Annotated in this window: 24 protein-coding genes and 1 other annotated feature; all 24 genes read right to left on the reverse strand. The window is 45.7% G+C overall.

Going from position 1 to position 22,352, the window contains the following annotated elements:
- Positions 1-531: 531 nt before the first annotated feature.
- The 24 genes from KSP24_RS12450 to murC all read right to left on the reverse strand — a co-directional run bounded on the left by KSP24_RS12450 (position 532) and on the right by murC (position 22,348).
- The gene (locus KSP24_RS12450; protein WP_040103051.1) at positions 532-2,175 is read right to left on the reverse strand and encodes a LysM peptidoglycan-binding domain-containing protein; all 1,644 of its coding nucleotides are present in this window, start codon (positions 2,173-2,175) and stop codon (positions 532-534) included.
- A gap of 159 nt (positions 2,176-2,334) precedes the next feature.
- The gene (gene ilvE, locus KSP24_RS12455; RefSeq protein ID WP_040103050.1) at positions 2,335-3,219 is read right to left on the reverse strand and encodes a branched-chain-amino-acid transaminase; all 885 of its coding nucleotides are present in this window, start codon (positions 3,217-3,219) and stop codon (positions 2,335-2,337) included.
- 17 nt (positions 3,220-3,236) lie between these two features.
- Entirely contained in the window at positions 3,237-4,136 is a 900-nt protein-coding gene (gene pheA, locus KSP24_RS12460; protein ID WP_216975249.1) for a prephenate dehydratase, read from the reverse strand.
- Positions 4,133-5,101, reverse strand: a complete 969-nt coding sequence (gene thrB, locus KSP24_RS12465) for a homoserine kinase (protein ID WP_216975250.1) — start codon at positions 5,099-5,101, stop codon at positions 4,133-4,135. The genes pheA and thrB overlap by 4 nt, the downstream gene beginning before the upstream one ends.
- Positions 5,102-5,128: 27 nt before the next feature.
- Positions 5,129-6,415 carry a homoserine dehydrogenase gene (locus KSP24_RS12470; RefSeq protein ID WP_064963346.1) on the reverse strand — a complete coding sequence of 429 codons (1,287 nt, stop codon included), beginning with the start codon at positions 6,413-6,415 and terminating at the stop codon, positions 5,129-5,131.
- Between the two features lie 43 nt (positions 6,416-6,458).
- Positions 6,459-6,896: an ACT domain-containing protein gene (locus KSP24_RS12475; protein WP_013372659.1), complete on the reverse strand. Its 438-nt coding sequence runs from the start codon at positions 6,894-6,896 to the stop codon at positions 6,459-6,461.
- Positions 6,897-7,055: 159 nt separating this feature from the next.
- Entirely contained in the window at positions 7,056-8,366 is a 1,311-nt protein-coding gene (gene obgE, locus KSP24_RS12480) for a GTPase ObgE (protein WP_216975251.1), read from the reverse strand.
- A 13-nt stretch (positions 8,367-8,379) separates the two neighbouring features.
- Positions 8,380-9,117 (reverse strand): Spo0B domain-containing protein, encoded by a 738-nt coding sequence (locus KSP24_RS12485; protein ID WP_216975252.1) that lies wholly within the window; start codon positions 9,115-9,117, stop codon positions 8,380-8,382.
- Between the two features lie 147 nt (positions 9,118-9,264).
- Positions 9,265-9,582 carry a 50S ribosomal protein L27 gene (rpmA, locus tag KSP24_RS12490; RefSeq protein ID WP_013311590.1) on the reverse strand — a complete coding sequence of 106 codons (318 nt, stop codon included), beginning with the start codon at positions 9,580-9,582 and terminating at the stop codon, positions 9,265-9,267.
- 5 nt (positions 9,583-9,587) lie between these two features.
- Positions 9,588-9,926 carry a ribosomal-processing cysteine protease Prp gene (locus KSP24_RS12495; protein WP_016818432.1) on the reverse strand — a complete coding sequence of 113 codons (339 nt, stop codon included), beginning with the start codon at positions 9,924-9,926 and terminating at the stop codon, positions 9,588-9,590.
- A gap of 13 nt (positions 9,927-9,939) precedes the next feature.
- Entirely contained in the window at positions 9,940-10,251 is a 312-nt protein-coding gene (gene rplU, locus KSP24_RS12500; RefSeq protein ID WP_013372663.1) for a 50S ribosomal protein L21, read from the reverse strand.
- A gap of 13 nt (positions 10,252-10,264) precedes the next feature.
- Positions 10,265-10,351 (reverse strand) — a sequence feature (ribosomal protein L21 leader region).
- Positions 10,352-10,447: 96 nt separating this feature from the next.
- The gene (locus tag KSP24_RS12505) at positions 10,448-11,632 is read right to left on the reverse strand and encodes an Rne/Rng family ribonuclease (protein WP_016324654.1); all 1,185 of its coding nucleotides are present in this window, start codon (positions 11,630-11,632) and stop codon (positions 10,448-10,450) included.
- Positions 11,633-11,679: 47 nt separating this feature from the next.
- Positions 11,680-12,558 (reverse strand): M50 family metallopeptidase, encoded by an 879-nt coding sequence (locus KSP24_RS12510; protein ID WP_013372666.1) that lies wholly within the window; start codon positions 12,556-12,558, stop codon positions 11,680-11,682.
- Positions 12,551-13,396 (reverse strand): peptidoglycan DD-metalloendopeptidase family protein, encoded by an 846-nt coding sequence (locus tag KSP24_RS12515; RefSeq protein ID WP_216975253.1) that lies wholly within the window; start codon positions 13,394-13,396, stop codon positions 12,551-12,553. The genes KSP24_RS12510 and KSP24_RS12515 overlap by 8 nt, the downstream gene beginning before the upstream one ends.
- A 339-nt stretch (positions 13,397-13,735) precedes the next feature.
- Positions 13,736-14,533 (reverse strand): septum site-determining protein MinD, encoded by a 798-nt coding sequence (minD, locus tag KSP24_RS12520; protein WP_013372668.1) that lies wholly within the window; start codon positions 14,531-14,533, stop codon positions 13,736-13,738.
- 3 nt (positions 14,534-14,536) lie between these two features.
- Positions 14,537-15,199 carry a septum site-determining protein MinC gene (gene minC, locus KSP24_RS12525; RefSeq protein ID WP_013372669.1) on the reverse strand — a complete coding sequence of 221 codons (663 nt, stop codon included), beginning with the start codon at positions 15,197-15,199 and terminating at the stop codon, positions 14,537-14,539.
- An 82-nt stretch (positions 15,200-15,281) separates the two neighbouring features.
- On the reverse strand, positions 15,282-15,812 hold the full coding sequence (gene mreD, locus KSP24_RS12530; RefSeq protein WP_013372670.1) for a rod shape-determining protein MreD: 531 nt from the start codon (positions 15,810-15,812) through the stop codon (positions 15,282-15,284).
- Entirely contained in the window at positions 15,812-16,633 is an 822-nt protein-coding gene (mreC, locus tag KSP24_RS12535; RefSeq protein WP_013372671.1) for a rod shape-determining protein MreC, read from the reverse strand. Before mreC ends, mreD begins: the two co-directional genes overlap by 1 nt.
- Before the next feature lie 55 nt (positions 16,634-16,688).
- Positions 16,689-17,723 carry a rod shape-determining protein gene (locus KSP24_RS12540; RefSeq protein WP_013311600.1) on the reverse strand — a complete coding sequence of 345 codons (1,035 nt, stop codon included), beginning with the start codon at positions 17,721-17,723 and terminating at the stop codon, positions 16,689-16,691.
- Positions 17,724-17,829: 106 nt separating this feature from the next.
- Positions 17,830-18,522 (reverse strand): RadC family protein, encoded by a 693-nt coding sequence (radC, locus tag KSP24_RS12545; RefSeq protein WP_013372672.1) that lies wholly within the window; start codon positions 18,520-18,522, stop codon positions 17,830-17,832.
- Between the two features lie 14 nt (positions 18,523-18,536).
- Positions 18,537-19,145 (reverse strand): Maf family protein, encoded by a 609-nt coding sequence (locus tag KSP24_RS12550; RefSeq protein WP_216975254.1) that lies wholly within the window; start codon positions 19,143-19,145, stop codon positions 18,537-18,539.
- 22 nt (positions 19,146-19,167) lie between these two features.
- Positions 19,168-19,410, reverse strand: coding sequence for a DUF4321 domain-containing protein (locus KSP24_RS12555; RefSeq protein WP_013372674.1), 243 nt, complete (start codon positions 19,408-19,410; stop codon positions 19,168-19,170).
- Between the two features lie 121 nt (positions 19,411-19,531).
- Positions 19,532-20,803, reverse strand: coding sequence for an SPOR domain-containing protein (locus tag KSP24_RS12560; RefSeq protein WP_216975255.1), 1,272 nt, complete (start codon positions 20,801-20,803; stop codon positions 19,532-19,534).
- Between the two features lie 165 nt (positions 20,804-20,968).
- Complete coding sequence (murC, locus tag KSP24_RS12565) at positions 20,969-22,348, reverse strand: UDP-N-acetylmuramate--L-alanine ligase (protein ID WP_216975466.1); 1,380 nt, start codon at positions 22,346-22,348, stop codon at positions 20,969-20,971.
- Positions 22,349-22,352 lie beyond the last annotated feature (4 nt).

Raw genomic sequence — 22,352 nt, forward strand, 5'->3', positions numbered from 1 at the left:
GCCGCCAGCGTTCGTCCTGAGCCAGGATCAAACTCTCCATTAAAGACCAACCGAAGTTGGTTATAGAAAGAGCGATTAGCTCATTTTGAAACTGACGAGATAAAATATCTCTTGTTTGATTTTGCGAACAAAATCATTTTACTCACTCGTTGTTCAGTTTTCAAAGATCAAATCTTCATTATGTCTCACTTTGTCTCACCACCGCATCTCAGCGGCGACTTAAATAATATATCACGTTTGCCTCATCTTTGCAACACTTTTTTTTCAGAAGAATTTTTTAATCAATTCTACTTTGTTTTTGTGTTGCTAACTATCTTGTAAAAGACAGCTATAAGAATATAGCACATGGCCATACTAATTAGCAACATCTTTTTTAGTGACATTTTTCATATTTAAGATTACTGCATTTAAACAAAGAGACTATCATTCTCAACTAGCAGAATAACAGCCTCTTTAACTTTATTCCTTTAGCCTTACGACTAACAAATCGGGACGCTACTAGTGTTTACCTCTTTCTTGTATTTATCTGCGTCAGTCATTAATCCATGGATTTTGACGTGCACGAGCACTATAGGATGAGGAGCGAGATCTTCCTCCAGTCGATTTACGGGATTTATGCTTCTTAATAGTATCATGCTCGCTTGAAACCTTGGCTTTGGATGTTTCTTCTTTGGATGTACTGCTAGAGATATCTTTTGATTTGCCTTTACGCGCGCTATCGTCTTTTTTTGAAGAAGAAGCAACTTCATTTTGAGATGGAATAGTCAGATTGTTACCTACCTCTTGCGTTCCCGGAGAGGCTGGCGCCGACTCGGTGTTTCCTTCCCGGCATCCACAGTCTGGCATAAACATATAGGGCGTGGTATATCCCTCTAATGGATACATAGGTGCATTTCCATGTGCGAACGGATGATATGGGTGATTCGCAGAGTGTTGACCTATTGGTTGGCTAAAGTCGGACACGTATCCACTTGCAGGCATACTATATTGTGGTCCTCCCCATGCGTTGCCCCACTGGCTACCCTGGACCGCACTCTCTGGTTGCTTCTGCGGGCCCCCTTGATGGATAAATGGAGGATAGACAGGATAGGATGTATTTTCAGACGCTTCATGACTCGGATAATATCCGGGGGTGCAGCAGCAATCTGAATAGGCAGGATAAGGTGTGGGATGAGCATGTATGGGTGCTGTCTGCACAGGCCCCCAGCACCATGGATGCTCACAGTCATGATGATAGCCCTGATCTGCAACTACAGTAGGAGAGGCATGTTCTGCAAAGGAAGTATTTACAGGAGCATTCCCCCAATTCTGAGGAGATCCAATCCCCGGATACCACGAGTTCGGCATAGCATTTATTGGCGGACTGTAATCAAATGCCGGTTGCTGTAATGGCCATGAGGAATTCTCCATCGGCTTCGAGCTGGTGCAGCCACAAAACTTTTCGGTTACGGGTTGCTTCTCAATATGAACTGGAAGCTGCGGTTTAGGTGCAATCGGTTGGGTGACTATAGGTTGCATTTGTTGAGGTGGGGCAGGTTGAGTAATTATGGGCTGCAATTGAGGTGGAGCAGGATTTACGGGCGCCATATTGACGGGTGCCATATTGACAGGCGCCATAGGAACTTCAGGCAGTTTTAATTCAGGAAGCTTAGGAGGATTCACTGTTTCTTTCGGCTGTGTCATTTCTTCTTTAGGACTAGGCATATTCTCCGGTTTAGGCTGTGTTAATTCCGCCTTGGGCTGGGTAAGCTCTTCCTTGGTTGGGGATTCAGGTTTAGGCTGTGTCATCTCTTCTTTCACTGCGGTATTTTTCTTATTCACAGAAAGATCAGATACGCTTTCTTTGTAGTGTGGAATATTAACTGTTTCTCCAACCAAAAGTGCATTCGGGTTTTTAAGCTGGGAATTGGCATCAATAATTAACTTAAGCGGTACATTCCACGCCTTGGACAACTTCCACAACGTATCACCTTGCTTAACTTTGTGTTGATAGACCGTTGACGGCTGTGTTTCCATCGTAACAGGATCTGTCGGAATTTTGATTTTCTCGCCGATGCTCAACTGATTAGGGTCTGCCAATTGGGGATTAGCGGCAATAACTTTCTCTAGTGTCACATTATACTTCTGTGCCAGTAAGTACAGAGTGTCACCTTTTTTGACGATGTGTATTTTCACAGGTCACAAACCTCCTAGACTTTCGTTCGGGCGGGATAAACGCCCGGCTTCTGTTATTACATCCTATGCACCTCCCAGGCGAATGACCCCCTACAAACAAAAAAATCCTCTCAACCGAATACTCTTACAAGCATTCAGTCAAAAGGATCTCGTATTCTTTTAGTCCTGCCACACTTTATAGCCATCCTGATCCACAATCTTCCGGAACTCGGCCAGGAGCTCTAAAGTCACTGGACCAGCAACACCGGAGCCGATCGTACGACCATCTACTTCATAAGCTGCAATCACTTCTGCAGCGGTTCCCGTAAAAAACACCTCATCCGCCACATATACATCATGCAATGTAAAAGGTTGCTCCTTAAGCGAATATCCAAGCTTGGCACACAAATCGATGATAGCATTACGTGTAATCCCCTCAAGCGCTCCCAAATAACAAGGCGGTGTATATAACACTCCATTTTTGACAATGAAAATGTTATCAGCAGAACCTTCCGTCACATATCCTTGGGAATTGAGCATAATAGCCTCACCTACACCAGCATAATTAGACTGGATCTTCACCAGGATATTGTTGAGGTAGTTCAATGATTTTATCTTTGGATTCAAAGCATCCGGGATGTTGCGACGTTGAGAAACAGAAATTGTCTTCAGACCTGTCAAATAAGCTTCTTCCGGATAAATGGTGAGCTGCTCGACAATAATGATGACACTCGCCTTTGCACAACGAAGGGGATCCAAACCTAGATTTCCAGCACCCCGGGATACAACCAATCGGATATATCCATTGCGCATTTCGTTAAGACGAATCGTTTCAGCCATTGCTTCCAACATTTCATCAGGAGACAACGGAATGTTCAACTGAATAGATTTCGCAGAATCATACAGCCGCTCTAAATGCTCCTTACATTTAAAAATATTGCCGTTATAAATACGAATACCCTCAAATATACCGTCTCCGTACAGGAAACCATGATCATATACAGAAACCTTTGCGTTCTCCTTAGTCACATGCTGTCCATCCAGATAGATCCATTGTTCTGCCATTACAACCACACCTCCGATTAATGTTCCTTCAAAATAGGTTCGATCGCTGCTTCAACATACTTGTAGCTTGGATAAGAGCCAAGAATACGTACATGGCACCCCAAAGCCTCGATCTCTGCAAAGGCTGCCGGAAGCAAAACGGAATGCAGAGATTCCAGAACTTCAATGTAAAAATAATAATTCCCCAATTGCTTTTTGGTCGGACGCGATTCAATACGAGACAGATTTAACCTGCGCCATGCAAATGCGGATAAAACCTGATGCAGCGCTCCTGGGAAATCCTGCGGCGGCGTAACCAGAATACTGGTTCGCTGGCCTTCAGGCGTACGCGGGAACCTTACAGGTTGATGTCCAATCAAGACAAAGCGGGTGAAATTGTTATCATGATCCGTCACTTTGCTGGCCAAAATATCTAACCCGTGTTTGGCAGCCGCAAGCTTGGTTCCAAGAGCGGTCCAACCTTTACCTGGGTTATGTTTAACAATTTCGACGGCCTCTGCCGTACTTCCTGCACTCTCCAGCTCGGCTTGAGGAGCGAAAGTTTGTATGAATTCTTTACATTGGGGAAGCGCTACAGGATGGGACATAATTTTGACCACTTTGATCAAATCAAGCTTGTCCTGATCCCCGAGAAATTCACTACGATGTCCAATAAGATTTTGAATTGAAGGATATACCCATTCCGCCTGCATTGGAATGTCTACCTCATGCACAAGCCAGTCCATATGCAAACTTACAGAGCCATCAATCGTATTTTCTATAGGAATTACACTATAGTCTGCCTGTCCCTTGTCTATTGCCTGAAATACGTCTGCTATATGCTTGTAAAACAGTAGTTCACAGGGTGTATCTCCTAACAAATATTTAATTGCTTCATGAGAAACAGTCCCCTCAGGAAGAAGTGCAATTCGCATCATATCGTAAGTTCCCCTTTAATCATATCCATAAAAGGGTGTGTACTCCCTTCCGTATATACTTTAGCTCCTTCAATCTCCGGGCGCAAATTTAAAACAGACGCCGTGATCCCTTCTTTGTTCATTGTCTCCGTTAAATACTGTTCAAGCTCCGCTTTACGATTTTCCCGTTGATCCGTCAATGCCAGCAATGTCGGTCCAGCACCGCTAAGGGCCACACCTAATGCACCATAATGGTACGCATTCTGTAGGATCTCTGTCATACCCGGTACAAGTGCCGCGCGGTAAGGCTGATGAAGCTGATCACGCATCGCTTCGGCGATTAGATCTGTTCGGCCCGATGCCAATGCCGCTACCAGCATTGAAGCATGGCTTATATTGTATACAGCATCCTTCAAGGATACATGGGTAGGCAGGACCTCTCTGGCCTTCGACGTGGACAGTTGAAAATCTGGAATAACTACTATTACCTCTAGATTAGCATCCGGTTCAATCCGTAAGTGCTTGGCATGTTTGCCATCCCACACAGCAGTAATAATACCGCCAAACAAAGAGGCCCCGACATTGTCCGGATGCTTTTCAATAGCGCTTGCCATATCAAATAGCTTGGAATCCGACAGAGGCGAGCCAATCAGCGTATTAGCAGTCACCAAGGCACCTACAATAGCGGAAGCGCTACTGCCCAAGCCACGGGTAAGCGGAATATCCGAGTACATCGAAATTTCCAGCTCAGGAACAGATACACCTGCTTCACGAAAAACCATTTGTGCTACCTTGTAAATCAAATTGGTTTTATCTTGGGGAACGCCATTCATTTGATCCCCGTACAGATGGAAAGCTGTCTGCTCGGCCTCTTTTAATTCAATCCATGCGTATAGAGACAACGCCATGCCCAATGTATCAAAGCCAGGTCCTAGGTTAGCCGTACTCGCAGGCACGCGCACTCTTGCTGTTTTCAAAACGGTCATACAGATGATTCCTCCTGCTTTTATTAACTATCCCTCTACCCGATATACACTCTTGATGCGGCGAATCACGTCCAAAGTTTCAAAATGCTCCAAAACCTTTTTCATACTTGCTTTACTAGCTAAATGAGTCACGATAATAATCTCAGCATCAGGATTAGTCTCATTCGGTTGCTGCACGACAGATGCCAAACTGACATTGAATTCAGCAAATACCTGCGTAATCTGTGCCAATACCCCTGCTTTATCATCTACGTGTAAAAGCACGAAATTTTTGAAATACACGTCTTCGTCATTGCAAATTTTTTTAGGATTGTAGGGTACGATTGCTTTTAGCCCATTTACGCCAAGTTTGAGGTTTTTCACTACAGCTACCAGGTCAGCCACTACTGATGTAGCTGTTGGCATTTCGCCTGCACCTGCACCATAAAACATGGTTTCTCCCACTGCTTCACCATGTACATAAACTGCGTTGAATACTCCGTTCACCGATGCCAATGGATGCTGCTTGCGCACCATAGTCGGCTGAACATTAATCGTAAATTCATCACCTTGGCGTTCTGCAATACCAAGCAACTTCATTTCATATCCTAGTTTTTTAGCAAAGGCAATATCTTCACTGGTTACCTTTGAAATACCGCTCACGCTTACATCCTTGAGCTCTACATTAGAGCGGAAACCAAGGGTTCCCAGTATTGCCATCTTGCGCGCCGCATCCAATCCTTCGACATCTGAGGTCGGATCAGATTCTGCGTATCCAAGTTCTTGAGCTTCCCTAAGAACCTCCTCGTACGAGGCTCCTTCCTGACTCATTTTAGTTAAAATAAAGTTTGTTGTACCGTTCACAATCCCCATAATGCGGGTAATACGGTCAGAGGAGAACCCTTCAATGAGTGTACGAATGATCGGGATACCGCCTGCCACACTAGCCTCATAAAAAATATCACATTGTTTTTCCTGTGCTTTTGCCAATACTTCAGAACCGTGCAATGCCATTAAGTCCTTGTTGGCTGTTACAATGTGTTTGCCTCTCTCTAGCGCTTCTAGAATGTACTCCTTCGTCTGATCAATCCCACCCATGACTTCGATAATCACATCAATTTCAGGGTCTCGAATGACTTCCCACGGGTCCTCAGTAAGTTTGGCGGTGTCTACTTCTATGGAACGATACTTATCTATGTTTTTTACAGCTATTTTTTCAATGATGATCGGTGAACCTACTTGTCTGCTCAAGTCTTCCTGATTGCCCTCAACGATTCGAACGACTCCCGTACCTACAGTCCCTAAGCCTAACAATCCTACTTTGACCGGTTTCATCCATTCCCCTCCTGCTAACTTTTATCTAACGAATTGAATCGCCTCAGCCTTGCCCAATCAGACGGACCCGCTTGACTCCAGAAATGCTTTCCAAGCCCTCCAGCAGAACACCCAATTCATCACTAAGCCTGGACATTTCGACTGAGATAACTACGTTGGCTCTACCTTGCAGTGGAATACTTTGCTGGATCGTCAGCACATTACCTCCGTAATCCGCCACTCTGCCGAGCACCCTGGACAGCATGCCGGATTGATGCTCTAGATCGATAGAGATATTGACAATTCGCTCACGCTCCAACTGGTTAACCAAATGTATACCATCTTTATATTTATAAAAGGCGCTTCGGCTTAGCCCAACTTGCTCCACAGCATCATGTACGGTTTTAACATCTCCCGAAGCCAGCAGCAGTTTTACCTGTATGGTCTTAACAATAGCTTCAGGCAAAATATCTTCCCGCACCAAGTAATAGCGCTCTTTCAAGAACGTCCTCTCCTCAAAGACTTATGTTTTTGTATAGAGGACATTATATCTAAACTCATGAAAATCGGCAAGCTAACAATACAAAAAAAACGGCTACTGCCTTCTATAGAATTCCCTATAGTGCAGTAACCGTTCAGGTTTTAAAGCTTTATTTAATTTTTAGTAGTAGCTGCTGCCTTCTACGAATTCGAACTCGAAATCAGCGATGCGTACAGATGTACCATCTGTGGCACCACGTTTGCGTAGCTCAGCATCCACACCCATATGACGCAACGTTCTTGCTAATTTCAAGATGGCATCATGCGAATTCATCTGCATGCGCTTCATCATGCGCTCAATTTTGGGGCTGTGCACCACGAATGTGTCGTTTTCACGTACAATCGTAAAGCCCTCGTCTTCGGTCGTATCCAACTTAAATACCTTGCGTTCATTAACTTCTGCTACTTCCTCAACAACCGGCTCGTCCGGTATTTGATCCAACAGATCAGCAGCCCGATAGAGCAGTTCCTTTACACCCTGACGTGTCAGAGAGGAAATAGGCATGATTTCAAGGTCAGGACGTATCGTAGCAATCTGCTCTTTGAAGTGAGCAAGATTTTCTTCAGCTTCTGGCATATCCATTTTATTGGCCGCCACAATTTGTGGACGCTCAGCCAGAGCTGCATTATATTGCTTTAATTCATCGTTTATTTTGGTCCAGTCTTCAAACGGGTCACGTCCTTCAGAGCCGGCCATATCCACAACATGGATAATAATTCGCGTCCGCTCAATGTGACGCAGGAATTCATGGCCCAGTCCAGTGCCTTCATGGGCTCCTTCAATCAAACCAGGCAAATCGGCCATCACAAAGTTCCGCTGATCGCCCACATCCACGACGCCCAGGTTTGGGGTAATCGTTGTAAAGTGGTATGCGCCAATTTTGGGTTTTGCAGAAGATACAACTGACAACAAGGTAGACTTTCCTACACTAGGAAATCCGACCAAGCCTACGTCAGCCATCACTTTTAACTCAAGCGTAACATAACGTTCTTGCCCCTCCGCACCGTTTTCAGCCAATTCAGGCGCTGGATTACTCGGTGTTGCAAAACGAATATTGCCGCGTCCTCCGCGTCCTCCTTTAGCTACAACGACCTGTTGGCCATGACGAGTCATATCTGCCAATACTTCACCTGTGTCATCATCCATGATAACTGTTCCCGGTGGTATACGGACAATCATGTGCTCAGCGTTGGCTCCGTGTTGGCTTTTGTTGCGACCTTTTACCCCACGCTGGGCTTTAAAATGCCGTTGGTACCGAAAATCCATCAAGGTACGCAAACCCTCATCTACACGAAAAATTACATCTCCACCGTTCCCTCCGTCACCACCAGCTGGGCCGCCATTAGGAACATATTTCTCACGGCGAAACGCAATTAATCCGTCTCCACCGTCACCGCCTTTAACAAAAATCTTCGCTTTATCTACAAACATGGTTACACCTTCCTTATGTCTGGCACTGCATTCGAATTTGAAGCATATCGCCCGTAGGGAGCTTCTCTGTTCGAAGGCGTTCACTTCTAAGTACGGATCTGACCTGCTTTAGTATATTTAAATCGGCAGGTATGTCACTTCCTTCAAACCGGACGATAACATCATTCTGATCCATACCGAAATAAAGTGTCAATCTGCGCACTTCTCCCCAGGACGACCGGCCCCCGCCATATTGATACGCACGCACCGTTTGTATGACGGCCGAGGCAAGCGACTCGCCGTCTTCGGGAGACATGACAGCGTCTAACTTTAAATCCTCCTCAACCTGTACCGACAATTGTAAATTTCCGGCGTTCACGCGAAAAGACTGCAAATAAAACACCAGCGAGGGAATACCCAGCTTAGATATTTTACTGTCTTCCGACACCCGCCCCTTTATTGTTTCCACATAAGCAGCTGATTTATCATGCTTATTCATACGAATATAGCCATAAAGCACCTGTAAATCATTCATCCAGTCATGCCGATGATGGTTAAGCGTTGCTATCGCTGTACGCTCAAAAGAACGCAAAGCAGCTTTCCGCTCATGTTCAACCTGTCTATGTGTATACCACATACCAAAACAAGCAGCAGCTACAGCCCACACAGCTAGTATGATAATCGTTAATGCTTTGGGATAGAGCAGTGAAAAAACCAAAGGAATCAGAATGGAACCCAACGCCAGATAAGGCGCTCTTATCCGCTGGAACATGGCTTCTCTCCGTTCTGCGATAATTAAATGGACTAGTCAACAACCTTTATCCAGTATAGCACAGACTAACTTTCCAGTTCATTACCATCATGCAAAAAAGCCTCCGACAAAAGTGCCGGAGGCTTTTTCAGCGTGTTTAAGCCGCTATTAAGCTTCTACAGTAGCTGCTACTGGAGCAACGTCGATCGGGTAGATGCTCACCTTTTTGCGATCACGGCCCCAACGTTCGAACTTCACAACGCCGTCCACTTTCGCGAACAGAGTGTCGTCCTTACCGATGCCCACGTTCGTGCCCGGGTGAATTTTCGTTCCGCGTTGACGAACCAAGATGCTACCGCCGGTAACTGCTTGACCGTCAGCACGTTTCACTCCAAGACGTTTCGATCTGCTGTCACGTCCGTTTTTTGTGGAACCTACACCTTTTTTCGATGCGAATAACTGAAGATCCAATGTCAATTTCAACATGATGTCTACCTCCTTCTTTGTTTATTTTCTATTTGAATATACTTACCGTATGATTCAGCAATGCTTGTCAGCATAATCACCATGGACTCCAACAACAGTTGAACCTGTGCGTTCGCATCATGATAACTTTCAGGAGAAAGATACGCGCTTAAAAAGCCGTTTTCCATTTCCGTTTCCATTTCAACGTCCGTAAGAGCTACAATCGAATTGACAGTTCCTACTGTTACCGCTGAAACACCAGCACATACGATATCCTCGCCAGATTTAGCAAAATTCGCATGGCCTTTAACAGAAAACCCCTGTATGCTGCCATCCTCCAGTCGTATAATACGCACGATAATCAATTATCGCACCCTCTTACGCTTGGATTTTTTCAATCGTCACTTTCGTGTACGGTTGACGATGACCTTGCTTCACATGGTAGTTCTTTTTAGGTTTGTATTTGTATACAACGACCTTTTGACCTTGACCATGCTTCTCAACTTTAGCTGTTACAGAAGCTCCAGAAAGAAGCGGTGTACCTGCTGTCAAGCCATTGTCGCCGGACACTGCCAGAACACGATCGAACGTTACAGTTTCACCATCATTAGCTTCCAACTTCTCGATGAACAATACATCGCCCTCTTGAACTTTGTATTGCTTACCACCAGTTTCGATAATTGCGTACATTTGCTTGCACCTCCTTATGTCTCAGACTCGCCTAATTGCAGGTGGCAGTTTCCTTAGGATACTGCACTTCAGTACCTGATTGGAGCGGTTACAGCATGTGCAGCCAATCTTACGCATCACACATACTAAATGATTGTAGCATAAGCTTCGTACACATTCAACCTTTAGTTTTGAAATAATTTTGATTACGCACGTTCTACACGAGAGTCTTTTCTTCACGCACTTTTTTGCGGGTCATTTCCAGTAAACCTAACCGCGTCCAACCGACAACATATGATTTAGTCCGGTCCTTTTTTAATCTTGCCTCCAGCACAGAAGATACTTCCCTACGATTCTCCTCTTGTTCCATATCGATGAAATCAATGATGATAATACCTCCAATATCACGTACACGTACCAGGCGAGCAATCTCTTCTGCTGCTTCAATGTTAGTCTGGGTCACCGTCTCTTCCAGATTACTGCCGCCCGTAAACTTCCCAGTGTTCACATCAACGACGGTCAATGCCTCCGTATGATCAATGACAATGTATCCGCCACCCTGAAGCCATACCTTTCGTGCAAAATCGCGCTCCAGCTGCTCATGAATGCCATAAGCTTTGAAAATCGTTTCTTCTGCACTGCGAAATATACTTACATGAGCTTTCGCAGAACCAATCTGCTGCAGCATTACTTCTGCATCCTTTGCTTGCTCCTCACTGTCAATGACCAGTTCATCCTGCTCAGGTGTAAACACATCGCGAATTAAACGCTGAACGATACTCAGATCTCGGTGCAATTCACACGGTGCGGAGTGTTCACCCGCTTTGCGCTGAATAGCCGCCCATTGCTTACGTAGTTGATTCAGATCATTTTCAATCGCCTCTATACTCATTTCCTCTGAAACCGTACGAATGATGACCCCTTCCTCACCCGTGCGCAGTTGCTCTCCCATGGCTTTCAAACGGGCACGTTCTCCCTCACGCTCAATCTTCTTGGATACGGCCACATAATCAGCACGGGGCATGTAAACAATCCAGCGGCCCGGAAGTGAAAAATGAGTGGTCACCCTGGCTCCTTTGCTACCAACTGCCTCTTTTAATACCTGTACTACGATTTCCTGCCCCACCTTTAACAGTTCAGAAATGGACGGCTTTACCTCTGGCTGCTTGTCCAAATGAGCATGAAGTACGTCATCCACATACAAAAAGGCATTCTTGCGCTGTCCAATGTCAACAAAGGCGGCTTGCATTCCTGGTAGCACATTGACCACCCTCGCTTTGAAAAAAGAACCTAGAATTCCCCGTTTTCGCGGTAGTTCAGCCGCATATTCAACCAATCGTCCCTCTTCCAACAGTGCCATTTGGGTCATCTGCTGTTGGCATTGTACAATCATTTGCTTCATGGTTTTTCAACCTCTCTGAATACAGCCTCTTCCTTATTTCATAAACATTATTTTGGTTTGGATTCTCCACCATTTGGCGGGCGTGCCGCAAAATAAGAACGTATAAGTCGTTGTTCCGGCAATACAGCTACAATCCGTCCCTGTTCATTCATAACGTAAACCATATGATATCGATCTCTTCTGAAAAGACGCAAAACAGGCTCCAAATGTTTCACGGGCAGGGATACAATAGGTAAGGCAATGCTTCCTTTAGCCGCTTCGCGGTAAAAAAGCTCGTCCCTCCCCAGCAAAAAACGTATAAAACGGTAAGGGATATTCCGATAATCCACAATATTAGAATAAAGCAAAAAAATCCCTACCGCCAGCAGATTTAAATGTAAAGGCTCATCTTGCCTTAATAACGGCGAAATACCATACAGGCAAAATAGCAGACTTGTTATGATACTGGCTCTAAAAGTCCATACTAATGTGCGGTGATAAGAGAAGAATAAGCTAATCAGCGACTGCAATATTTTTCCACCATCAAGCGGTAAAATTGGCAACAAATTAAACAATGCAATAACAGCATTTCCCTGAATTATATAATTTACATAATCATGCTCCAACCCACTCACATTCCTAAGCCACAAAAGAATGATGATCATGATTCCGTTTTGCAGGGGGCCTGCTAGGGCAATGACAATCTCCTTCCACGCATTGAGCTTCCCCTGATCCTCAATGACAGCCACTCCTCCAAAGGGTAACATCTGTATGGAAAGCAACCGCGCCCCCAACAACGAAGCAGCTGTCGCATGACCTAGCTCATGTATAAACACTAGTGTAAATAAGGTCATGATCTCGATGAAATGTCCAGTTAATACAGAGGTCAGCATAACCAGTACAAACAGTGGATGCAGTGATAAGGTCACCCCTCGGACATTAATCAAGGGCTACCACTTCCGACGGGTCAATGTATTGATCCCCTCTTTGAATTGCCAAAAATAAAGTCGCCGCCTCGCTACCGCCGTGACTTGCTGGCAATACACCGATCTCTTCACCCTCCTGAACCCAATCGTTCACTTTTAAGGTAGAGCGTGAGAGCCTTCCGTAAGTTGCTGTGATACCGCCAGTGTGACGAACTGTAACTGAAATCCCACTTTTGGGATGATTTAATACATCTAATACACGTCCTGCATCTATACTTTTAACAGCGATTGCCCCGTTATCGGTAACATTCGGCGTAATTTCTACTCCTTTAAGGCTCAGTACAAACGGCTGCGTTATATTGCCTTCAATCGGTGGAGAGCCCTTTCGACTTGCGTCTACCTGTTTCGTTTCATGCTCCTCGCCAAAAATCGGTAAGAAGGAAGGAGCTCCGTCAAAATAAGTTTTATACCATTGTCCGGCGGCTGCAAAATCCATGTCCTTATTCAAGGCATCCGCGACAAACATTCTCAAATTTACTGCATAGGGGATATCCCAGCGAAATAAGCCCCACACCACTCCAAATAACACTGCTGCTATGACAGTTCTACGCCAAAAGGAACTCCAAAAAGACGGACCACGATTTGCCCCAAAAGATTGCTGCCAACGTTGTCGATCATTTTTCCACTCGGTTTCTGGGTCTCTGGGCGAGTTGGCACTGACTACAGGCATCGATTTCATTTCTCTGTACCCGTACCTGTTCTGATCTATGCCTGAGGAATACGCCTCCGCTTTGTTTCCCTCGATTAGCTGCTGTATACGTTCTTTTCTGCGCTGCTTGATTCCGGAATTTTTGTCCATCCTGTTCAGCCCCCTCAGCGAGGTAAGTTTATTACATCTTATGAGGACGGGCTTCAACTTATGTTGTCCGGTTGGGGATTACATACCCTAAAAATCAAAAAAACCGGCGCTAGCGCACCGGATATGTTTTGCATTTATAACATTTATGTAATGATCTAAATTTACGAACCAGAATTATAGAAATTTAAAAAAGCAAACCAAAAACACTTAAATAAGTGGTGACTTATTTAAGTGTCTAGTATTACAAATGAATGCTACTGTAACACTTCCCTTAGAAATCAGTGAAAATATCTCACTAGAAAAGGCCAAGCAACCACCAGCAATAACTTCCTGTTTTCCTTATCCACCCATACCAAAAAACTTCTTAAAGCGTGTCATCACACTCTTTTTCTGGTCCAGCTGCATAAGAGGCACAGTATCGCCCAAGATTCGTCTCGCAATGTTCCGATAGGCAATCGCTGCCTGTGCATCCGGATTCATAACAGTAGGCTCTCCTGTATTAGCTGCTTTAATTACCATTTCATCATCCGGTACAATCCCAATAAGGTCTATGCTAAGCACTTGTAAAATTCCGTCAATATCTAACATATCTCCGGATTTAACCATACTATTGCGAATGCGGTTAACCACCAACTTAGGTGATATCACGTGCGAACTTTCCAGTAAACCAATTACCCGATCTGCATCGCGTACAGCAGCATTTTCTGGAGTAGTCACAACAATGGCCTGATCCGCACCGGCAATGGCATTTTTAAAGCCTTGCTCAATACCCGCAGGGCAGTCGATCAATATATATTCAAAATCCTTTTTAAGCTCCAAAATAATATCCTTAACCTGCTCCGGCGTAACAGCACTCTTGTCCTTGGTTTGAGCAGCTGGTAGCATATACAGCTCCTCAAAACGCTTGTCCTTAACCAGTGCCTGATTTAGACGGCAACGACCTTCCGCTACATCAACAAGGTCATAAATAATCCGGTTTTCCAGACCCATCACAACGTCTAGATTACGCAAACCGATATCCGTATCCACCAAACACACCTTTTTGCCGAGCAGTGCAAGCGCTGTTCCTATATTGGCTGACGTCGTCGTTTTGCCGACGCCGCCTTTTCCTGAAGTGACGACGATAGCCTCTCCCATGTGCTACACCCCTTTGAACACGTTAAAATCGCGGCCCAGACGCACAATATTGCTCATTTTATCTATTTGCATAGCGCCATCCTTGAGATACGCAAATTCCATGCCGGATTCACGCGTCTCCCATTCATCTGGTGGACGGCTAATCATTTCGGAAATTCGCAGCTGTGTTGGTGCAAAATAGGAGGCCGCGATAATCGCTTCACTATTTCCCTCCATCCCTGCATGCGCCATACCCCGCAGAGCGCCAAGGACATAGATATCACCGGTACAAGTTATAATTCCACCCGGGTTAACATCTCCCAAAAAGAGTAAGTTTCCATCGTGATGAAGCACTTGTCCTGAACGGATAATCCCTGTCACCGTGTGAATTGGGGGCTTGCCCTGCACTACCACAGGCAATCCGGGTGATTCTACAGACCTGATGAGCAGATTCCCCTTCTGCTTCAAAATCTCCAGAATACTTTCCTTTTGCTCCTCAGTTACTTCCCGACTTCCCAGTTTAATATCCACATGAATGATCGGACCAGTTAAAATATTTTGATGACTGTGCTCCAGCTTAAAACGCAGCTCACCCAGCAAATCCTCAAATTCGCATTGATCGTCCAGCAGGAATACCAGGCCATCTTTGATGCCTTTAATCGTGACATGATTCGATTTCACCGCCATTAGCCTGTCCCTCCTATCTCAATCATTTCGTCCCCGGGACGTCAAATCCCTGCTAACCCGGACAAAATGTGTGTAAAAAGACCTAGACAGTCTCTTCCTTTTTCACACGGGTACCCAAACGCTGCAATTGCTTGCGAACTGGGACATAAATGATGAGGGCGAACAGAAAATGGATAAACAAATCAGGAATCATATACTGAGCAAGTGCCCAATTGAAAGTCTGATGATTCAGTTGAAACAGCTGATCAATGGCAAAAAGCATAGAATCCAGCAGGAAACTACCAATCAATACGGCCGCCATCATAATGGGCATCGGTGCACGTCTAGCAGTAAACACAAGCCCTAATAAGTATGCAGACAACCCCATTGCAAAAGAATAAGGGCCAATGATAAACCCGTAGTACACTACATCATGAATAAGTCCAAAAACAATACCTAGCACCAACGCTGTATGACGGCTGTAATACACAGATACAAACAAAATTACGACATACACAAAATTTGGAACCATTCTTGAATGCCAACTATCCGGGAGAAGCCACGGAAGAATCGTTCCTTCAGCTATAAACAGGACAAACAGCAGCAGTATCAGAACCTGACCGCGCATCTTCATTATTCCGGTACCTCAGGAGTGTAGAGGACGAGCAGTTCTTTCCAATCCACAAAGCTGGCTGCCGGTTTAATAATCGCTGTCCGTGTTTTGCCGAACTCTCCAACCTGAATTTTCTCCACCGTTCCAATCATTAGGTTTTTGCGGAACTTCCCGCCTGCACCAGACGTAATAATCTGATCACCCTTTGCGATTGGATCTTTTTCTTCAATGCGAGTCATTTGAAATGTGTTCGTACCCGGATCATAGCTTTCAATCATACCAAACGATTGATTTTCCTTACCCAAGACTGTCGCTGCAATAGCATAAGAATTCGGATTTTTAGGATCCAATGTAGTCAACAGCGTAACGGTAGACGTAAAATTCCCCGTGCGGCTAATGACCCCAACAAACCCTTCAAGTGAACTGACCTCCTGACCGACCTTGGCTCCGTCCTTCTCACCAATATCAATCACGAGTGTTTTGGAATCATTGCTAACACTGTTCACTTGCGCAACACGATAATCATAATTATTTTTCGCCTTTTGCGTTTGGGTGAACTTCAGTTCATTCTGCAATCTGGCATTTGTTTCAACATAATTATGAGTCTGAATCTGGTCACGAGTCAGCTTGGCCACGGCTATTTTTAAGCGCTCATTTTCTTCGTAAATACTACGCATATTACCGATATCTTCAAAGAAGCCCGCTATTGCTGAAGCGGGCCTGTAAAAGATACCTTGCACAAAGCCAATTGAATCTCTGGCAAACTTCTCGGGCCAGGTTAAGGAATTTCTCTGTCCAAGTGTAATCCCCATAAGGGCAATAAACAGAACGATTCCGATCAATAGAACAAATAGTCTTTTATTGCCAAACAGCTTAAACAGTTCCTACACCCCCGATTCAACGTTTGGAACGGACGGCAGAACTGCTGCGCGATTTGAACAAATGGATATTTTCCAGTGCTCTACCCGTACCGATTGCCACACAATCCAGAGGATTTTCCGCTACGATCACCGGCATTCCGGTCTCACCTGCCAACAGCTTATCTAGGTTGCGCAGTAGTGCTCCACCACCAGTCAGTACAATTCCTCTATCCATGATGTCCGCCGCCAGCTCGGGAGGGCATTTTTCCAATGTTACTTTGACTGCGTCCACGATCGCATTAACGGTATCCGATAATGCTTCGCTGATTTCATCGGAGGTAATCGTAATTGTCTTCGGTAAGCCTGTTACCAGATCGCGTCCGCGGATCTCCGATGTTTCCACTTGCTCTAATGGCATAGCTGAACCAACTTCCATTTTCAGCTGCTCAGAAGTCCGTTCACCAATCATCAGGTTGTATTGACGTTTCACGTATTGAATGATGGACTCGTCCATTTCATCGCCAGCTACACGTACAGAACGACTTGTTACGATCCCTCCCAAGGAAATGACCGCGACTTCGGTTGTACCTCCACCGATATCGACAACCATACTGCCTGTAGGCTCCCATACCGGCAGATCAGCGCCAATTGCCGCTGCAAACGGCTCTTCAATCGTGTACGCCTCTCTTGCGCCTGCTTGCTTGGTCGCATCTTCAACAGCACGCTGTTCCACTGCAGTAATGCCCGAAGGCACGCAAACCATCACGTTCGGATGGCGCGGAAACAATGAACGTTGTGCTTGCGCCTGACGGATGAAATATTTGATCATCGTTGCAGTCGTATCAAAATCAGCAATGACTCCATCCTTCATTGGACGAATTGCACGGATATTTCCCGGTGTGCGACCGATCATTTTTTTCGCAGATTCCCCAACAGCCTCAATGGTTTTTGTATCTGTACGCAAAGCAACTACAGATGGTTCACGAACCACGATTCCCTTTCCTCTTACGTATACAAGCGTGTTTGCCGTTCCTAAGTCAATTCCCAAATCTTTTGTAAAGCCACCCAGCATGATGTTAATCTCCTTTTCTCTTCCCTGAAATCTGTTATCCCTGTATAAACGGTTTATTCAGGCCGGTTTATCCGGTCATGTTTAAATGTTTGATTTAAATATTATATTATATCAGACCTTGTTCCTTCAAACTTACAAAGGTCCCGTCCCCGATCACAATATGATCAAGCACGTCGATGCCCACGATATTGCCCGCTTCCATCAGGCGGCGAGTCAACTGGACATCTTCCGGGCTTGGCTTCGGATCACCGCTCGGATGGTTATGAGCGCAAATAATCGAAGCACTGCTGCACTTGATTGCAGCCCGAAATACTTCACGAGGATGCACGATGGCGGAATTCAGGCTGCCCATAGATAGCGTTTCCTGAGCAATGACATGGTTTTTGGTATTTAAAAACAGGCAAACAAAATGCTCTTTCTGCAAATAGCGAAGCTGTTCAAACAGCAGATCTGCCACATCCCGTGGGCAACTAATCACCGGGGTCTCCAAGTGGCGTGACAATGCTAATCGACGCCCGAGTTCGATCCCCGCTTTTAGCTGTATCGCTTTAGCATTTCCAATGCCCTTAATCTGGGTCAACTCGCTCAGACTCATATCCACCAGTTGACGCAAATTCCCTGCTTGCTGCAAAATACGCTGCGCTAAATGCAGAGATGATTCACTTTGTGTTCCTGTACGCAGTAGTATTGCTAGCAACTCCGCGTTGCTCAAGGCATCCGCCCCATATGTCATCATGCGCTCTCTTGGTCGTTCTTCATGGGGGAGGTCGCGAAGCATCAGTATTGGCGACTCCAGCATATGTTTATCCCCTTTTATGGACGCAGCACATTCACTCCAAAATCGGACAGCATGTCCGACAGCAAAGAAAGCGGCAATCCTACGACGTTAAAATAACAACCCTGAATAGATTCCACCAACGTAGCACCCATGCCTTGAATGCCATACGATCCTGCTTTGTCAGACGGTTCTCCAGTATTTACGTATGCCACAATTTGCTCTTGGGTCAGAGGCTTCATTGTGACCTCCGTTTGGCGATGTCTAACAAGCATCTTGCCGGTTCCGGTATGTATGCAGGCTACCCCAGTGTACACACGGTGTGTTCTTCCCTGCAATGCAGTCAACATACGAACCGCGTCCGCATGGTCAGCAGGCTTGCCCAATACCGAATCCTCCAGCACGACAATCGTATCACTGCCAATCACCAATCCAGCTTCCTCGGACTGTGCGGCAGTGCGCACGACCGCTTCGGCTTTGCGGGCCGCAAGGGTCTCCACGATTTGCTGAGGCGTCCAGCTCTCAGGCGTGCTTTCATCCGCATGACTCGGCACCACCTCAAAGGGGAGTCTCAAATATGCGAGTAATTCCTTCCTTCTTGGTGAAGTCGATGCCAGAATAATGCGGGGCGTAATTTTCCCGTCCATAAGGGAAGCTCCTTTTCATCAGTTAGAGCCTGCGATACAGCCAGAATGCGGCGATGATGCCGATCAGACTAAGCAGGCTCAATTCAAAATTTATCGTTATGTTGTAGCTGATAATATCCAGATCCGCTCTCGGCGACCAGGATATCGTAGTGGGGTGGGTCAGAAAGGAAAGGACTTTGACCGATTGAAGGGCCTTAGCAATCCAGGCACCCAAAAGCCAACCGAGCAACAAAAACAGTATAAGCATTCCTACATTTTTTTTCATCCTGATCTTCCCTCGCCATTTTTTGACACCTTCATTATTATACGGTGATTTGTACTGCAATACAAACAGAAATCCGGCATGGGGAACTATTTCCAGTTCCTTGCCGGAAAGTATGGTTAGTCTACTGTTTTATGAATTGGATAAATTCCTTCTCACGCAAAACATATTCCATCATGGAGGACTGAATCTCCCAAATGTGTTCCTTGGCTGTGTTCTTGTTATATTCTCCAAGTGCAGAGACTGCGCTGTTCATCGCCTTTTCAAGCGAAGTTGCGGTGGCAGCCGCTTCCTTCGGAAGACCAGTGGGAAGTGCAGCGATATTTTGTGTCCACTGCTGATGCAGGTCGTTCAGCTCGCTCATGTCGGAGGCTGGCACCGTATTTGGGCCTTCTTCTCTGAGCAAAGTTGAGGATAGTCCGCTCAGCTTGCCCACTAATGAGTTGCTTAACTGAAAAAAGGTAGTGAGTTTATCACCATTACCTCCGTAAGCCGCTTTTTCGAATCCGGGTAATTCGAGCTCGCGGACATACAATTCCACTCCTTGTGTCTTCAATTGATTACTAAGCAACTTGGCTTGCTCCCTATCCGACGATATTCCTGCATATACTCGGTTTTGATCCTCGCTATCCCCTCCTGCTGCAATGCCTGCCTTCAACAGTTCTTCCTTTGCCTGTAAAGCCCTCTCTGGAGTGCTGAAAACCCCGTATTGCAGCAAGTAATAGGTTTGTGGAGGCACTTGAGTCGCTACGATGGTAACAGGGGCAGCATTCTCTTTTGCAGACGTTGTATCGACATCAACAGATTCTTTGAAAACGGCTACAGCCTCATTATCCAAAGAATCAGATCCCGGGACCATACTACCTCCGTTAAACAGTAACAACATAATATATCCGAACATGCCCCCAGTCACCAACGCACTGGCTACAGAACCGATTAATCTCCATCTGGAAGGGTGAGGTGGACGCTTTCTATACTCTTGACCGGAATAATAGGCCTCTTCAACATCATCCTCTTCTGGACTTTCCGGTAGAACGTCTGCATCTGACCAGGAAGCTGCCGAACGACCAAAAGGGTCGTCCCATCCCTCTTGTACCCTCAATGTTGGAGTAAAGCGCCGAGTTGCAGTGCGTTTATTCGTCTCCACAGGTTTGCCGAGCTCTGGATGTTGTGTAGTTCGAGTATGTTTCTCCATACTACTAGTCCGTTCCATTCCTTTACGCTGGTTATCAGTTTGATAAAGCTCATCATCGTGGTGTAACTCCGTATCTCTAATCATGTCACGCTGTCCGTTCGTAAACGACTCATTTTTGTTCGGAAGCACCTGTAGCTTATCCTCCCGGCTTGTTTCCGGCAACTGTTGATCGAACCGGAATGTCATCTTGGCCTTGTTCATGGATGCACTCCCTCCTTGTCCCATACTTCCTCATAGTCTGTTGTATGAGTCAAGCTGAGGAAATATGCCACGGCATTACAAAAAAAGGTATCCCGAAACACTTTCGTGTTCGGAATACCCTTCAAAGCTATAATTCATTGGCGTAACAGCCCATGTTTATACCTATTACACTTGTTGCCCGCGAAGATGGCGTGCTAATGCGTCGCCAGCTTTCCAAATATCCCCTGCTCCCATTGTCAGCACTAGATCACCCGGCTGTAACCGATCTTTCAGCTCTTCGATCACGGCTTCTTTGGTCGGTAAATAGACTGCATTCGCATTGCTGTTTTGGACGATTAAATCCACCAGTTTGGAAGAATGCACACCTTCAATCTGTTTTTCTCCCGCTGGTGAATAAATATCGGTAATGATCACTTCATTAGCCTCGCTAAAAGCACGGCTGAACGCATCCAACAGGAAAAAGGTACGGCTGTAGCGTTGTGGCTGGAACACGGCAATAATACGCTTGCCAGTCGCTCTCGCTGCACTGATCGTAGCCTCAATCTCTGTTGGGTGATGCGCATAGTCATCAATAATCAAAATGTCATTGCCTTCACCTAGCACTTGAAAACGACGTTTTGCTCCGTGAAATTCCACAATAGTTGCAGCAATTTGATCAAATGGAATTCCTGTTTCCAAACATGAAATCACCGTAGCCATCGCATTATACATGTTATGTTTACCCGGTACAGACAATTCAATAGTTCCGAGTGCTGTTCCCTTACGACTCATCGTAAAGCTTAATCGGCGGTCACCTAGTTGGATATCTGTCGCCATGTAATCCGCTTCATGCTCTACCCCATAAGTAATGACCCGAGTTTGGAGCTGAGGCAACATCTCTCGGATGTTCTGATCATCTGCGCATACAATAGCTGCTCCATCCGGCCGAATTTGACTTAAAAACTGTACGTAAGCACTTTTCAGCCGATTAAAATCGCCATCGTAATTTTCCAAATGATCCGCTTCAATATTGGTTACGATACCCTGCCAAGGATGATATTGCAGGAAAGAACCATCGCTCTCATCCGCCTCGGCAACGACAAACTCGCTTTTACCCGCTTTGGCGTTCGTTCCCAAATTCGTGATTTCGCCGCCAATAATATACGTTGGATCAACGTTACATCTCTCCATAACCAGAGCGATCATGGAAGAGGTCGTCGTTTTCCCGTGCGCACCCGCAACCGCTATTCCCTTACGTTCGTTAAGCAAGCGAGCCAGCATCTGCGAACGGTGCAGTGTTGGAATATTCAATTCTTCCGCTGCCACCCGCTCTACATTGTCACGTGACAATGCTGTTGAATAGACAACAATATCTGCGCCTGCAATATGTTCAGGCGTGTGTCCAATATATATTTTTGCGCCTTTTGCCGCCAGTTTTTCTGTCAGCTCCTGTGATGCCACATCTGAGCCAGTCACGGTATATCCCATCTCCAGCATGACCCGAGCAATCGCGCTCATCCCGTAGCCGCCGATACCGATAAAATGAACATGTTCCGAAGTAATCAACAAA

This window comes from Paenibacillus sp. AK121 (genome assembly GCF_019042715.1).
GTDB classification, from domain to species: Bacteria; Bacillota; Bacilli; order Paenibacillales; family Paenibacillaceae; genus Paenibacillus; species Paenibacillus polymyxa_C.

Excerpts from the sequence above, each read along its gene's own strand:
- KSP24_RS12485 (WP_216975252.1), bottom strand. The coding sequence starts at position 9,117 with ATGTTCCAGCGGATAAGAGCGCCTTATCTGGCGTTGGGTTCCATTCTG.
- pheA (WP_216975249.1), bottom strand. The coding sequence starts at position 4,136 with ATGATGCGAATTGCACTTCTTCCTGAGGGGACTGTTTCTCATGAAGCA.
- rpmA (WP_013311590.1), bottom strand. The coding sequence starts at position 9,582 with ATGTTGAAATTGACATTGGATCTTCAGTTATTCGCATCGAAAAAAGGT.
- thrB (WP_216975250.1), bottom strand. The coding sequence starts at position 5,101 with ATGACCGTTTTGAAAACAGCAAGAGTGCGCGTGCCTGCGAGTACGGCT.
- obgE (WP_216975251.1), bottom strand. The coding sequence starts at position 8,366 with ATGTTTGTAGATAAAGCGAAGATTTTTGTTAAAGGCGGTGACGGTGGA.
- KSP24_RS12555 (WP_013372674.1), bottom strand. The coding sequence starts at position 19,410 with ATGAAAAAAAATGTAGGAATGCTTATACTGTTTTTGTTGCTCGGTTGG.
- KSP24_RS12505 (WP_016324654.1), bottom strand. The coding sequence starts at position 11,632 with ATGAAGCAAATGATTGTACAATGCCAACAGCAGATGACCCAAATGGCA.
- ilvE (WP_040103050.1), bottom strand. The coding sequence starts at position 3,219 with ATGGCAGAACAATGGATCTATCTGGATGGACAGCATGTGACTAAGGAG.
- KSP24_RS12550 (WP_216975254.1), bottom strand. The coding sequence starts at position 19,145 with ATGGACGGGAAAATTACGCCCCGCATTATTCTGGCATCGACTTCACCA.
- minD (WP_013372668.1), bottom strand. The coding sequence starts at position 14,533 with ATGGGAGAGGCTATCGTCGTCACTTCAGGAAAAGGCGGCGTCGGCAAA.
- KSP24_RS12540 (WP_013311600.1), bottom strand. The coding sequence starts at position 17,723 with ATGCTGGGTGGCTTTACAAAAGATTTGGGAATTGACTTAGGAACGGCA.
- mreD (WP_013372670.1), bottom strand. The coding sequence starts at position 15,812 with ATGAAGATGCGCGGTCAGGTTCTGATACTGCTGCTGTTTGTCCTGTTT.
- radC (WP_013372672.1), bottom strand. The coding sequence starts at position 18,522 with ATGCTGGAGTCGCCAATACTGATGCTTCGCGACCTCCCCCATGAAGAA.
- minC (WP_013372669.1), bottom strand. The coding sequence starts at position 15,199 with ATGGCGGTGAAATCGAATCATGTCACGATTAAAGGCATCAAAGATGGC.
- KSP24_RS12560 (WP_216975255.1), bottom strand. The coding sequence starts at position 20,803 with ATGAACAAGGCCAAGATGACATTCCGGTTCGATCAACAGTTGCCGGAA.
- KSP24_RS12470 (WP_064963346.1), bottom strand. The coding sequence starts at position 6,415 with ATGAAACCGGTCAAAGTAGGATTGTTAGGCTTAGGGACTGTAGGTACG.
- KSP24_RS12515 (WP_216975253.1), bottom strand. The coding sequence starts at position 13,396 with ATGGACAAAAATTCCGGAATCAAGCAGCGCAGAAAAGAACGTATACAG.
- rplU (WP_013372663.1), bottom strand. The coding sequence starts at position 10,251 with ATGTACGCAATTATCGAAACTGGTGGTAAGCAATACAAAGTTCAAGAG.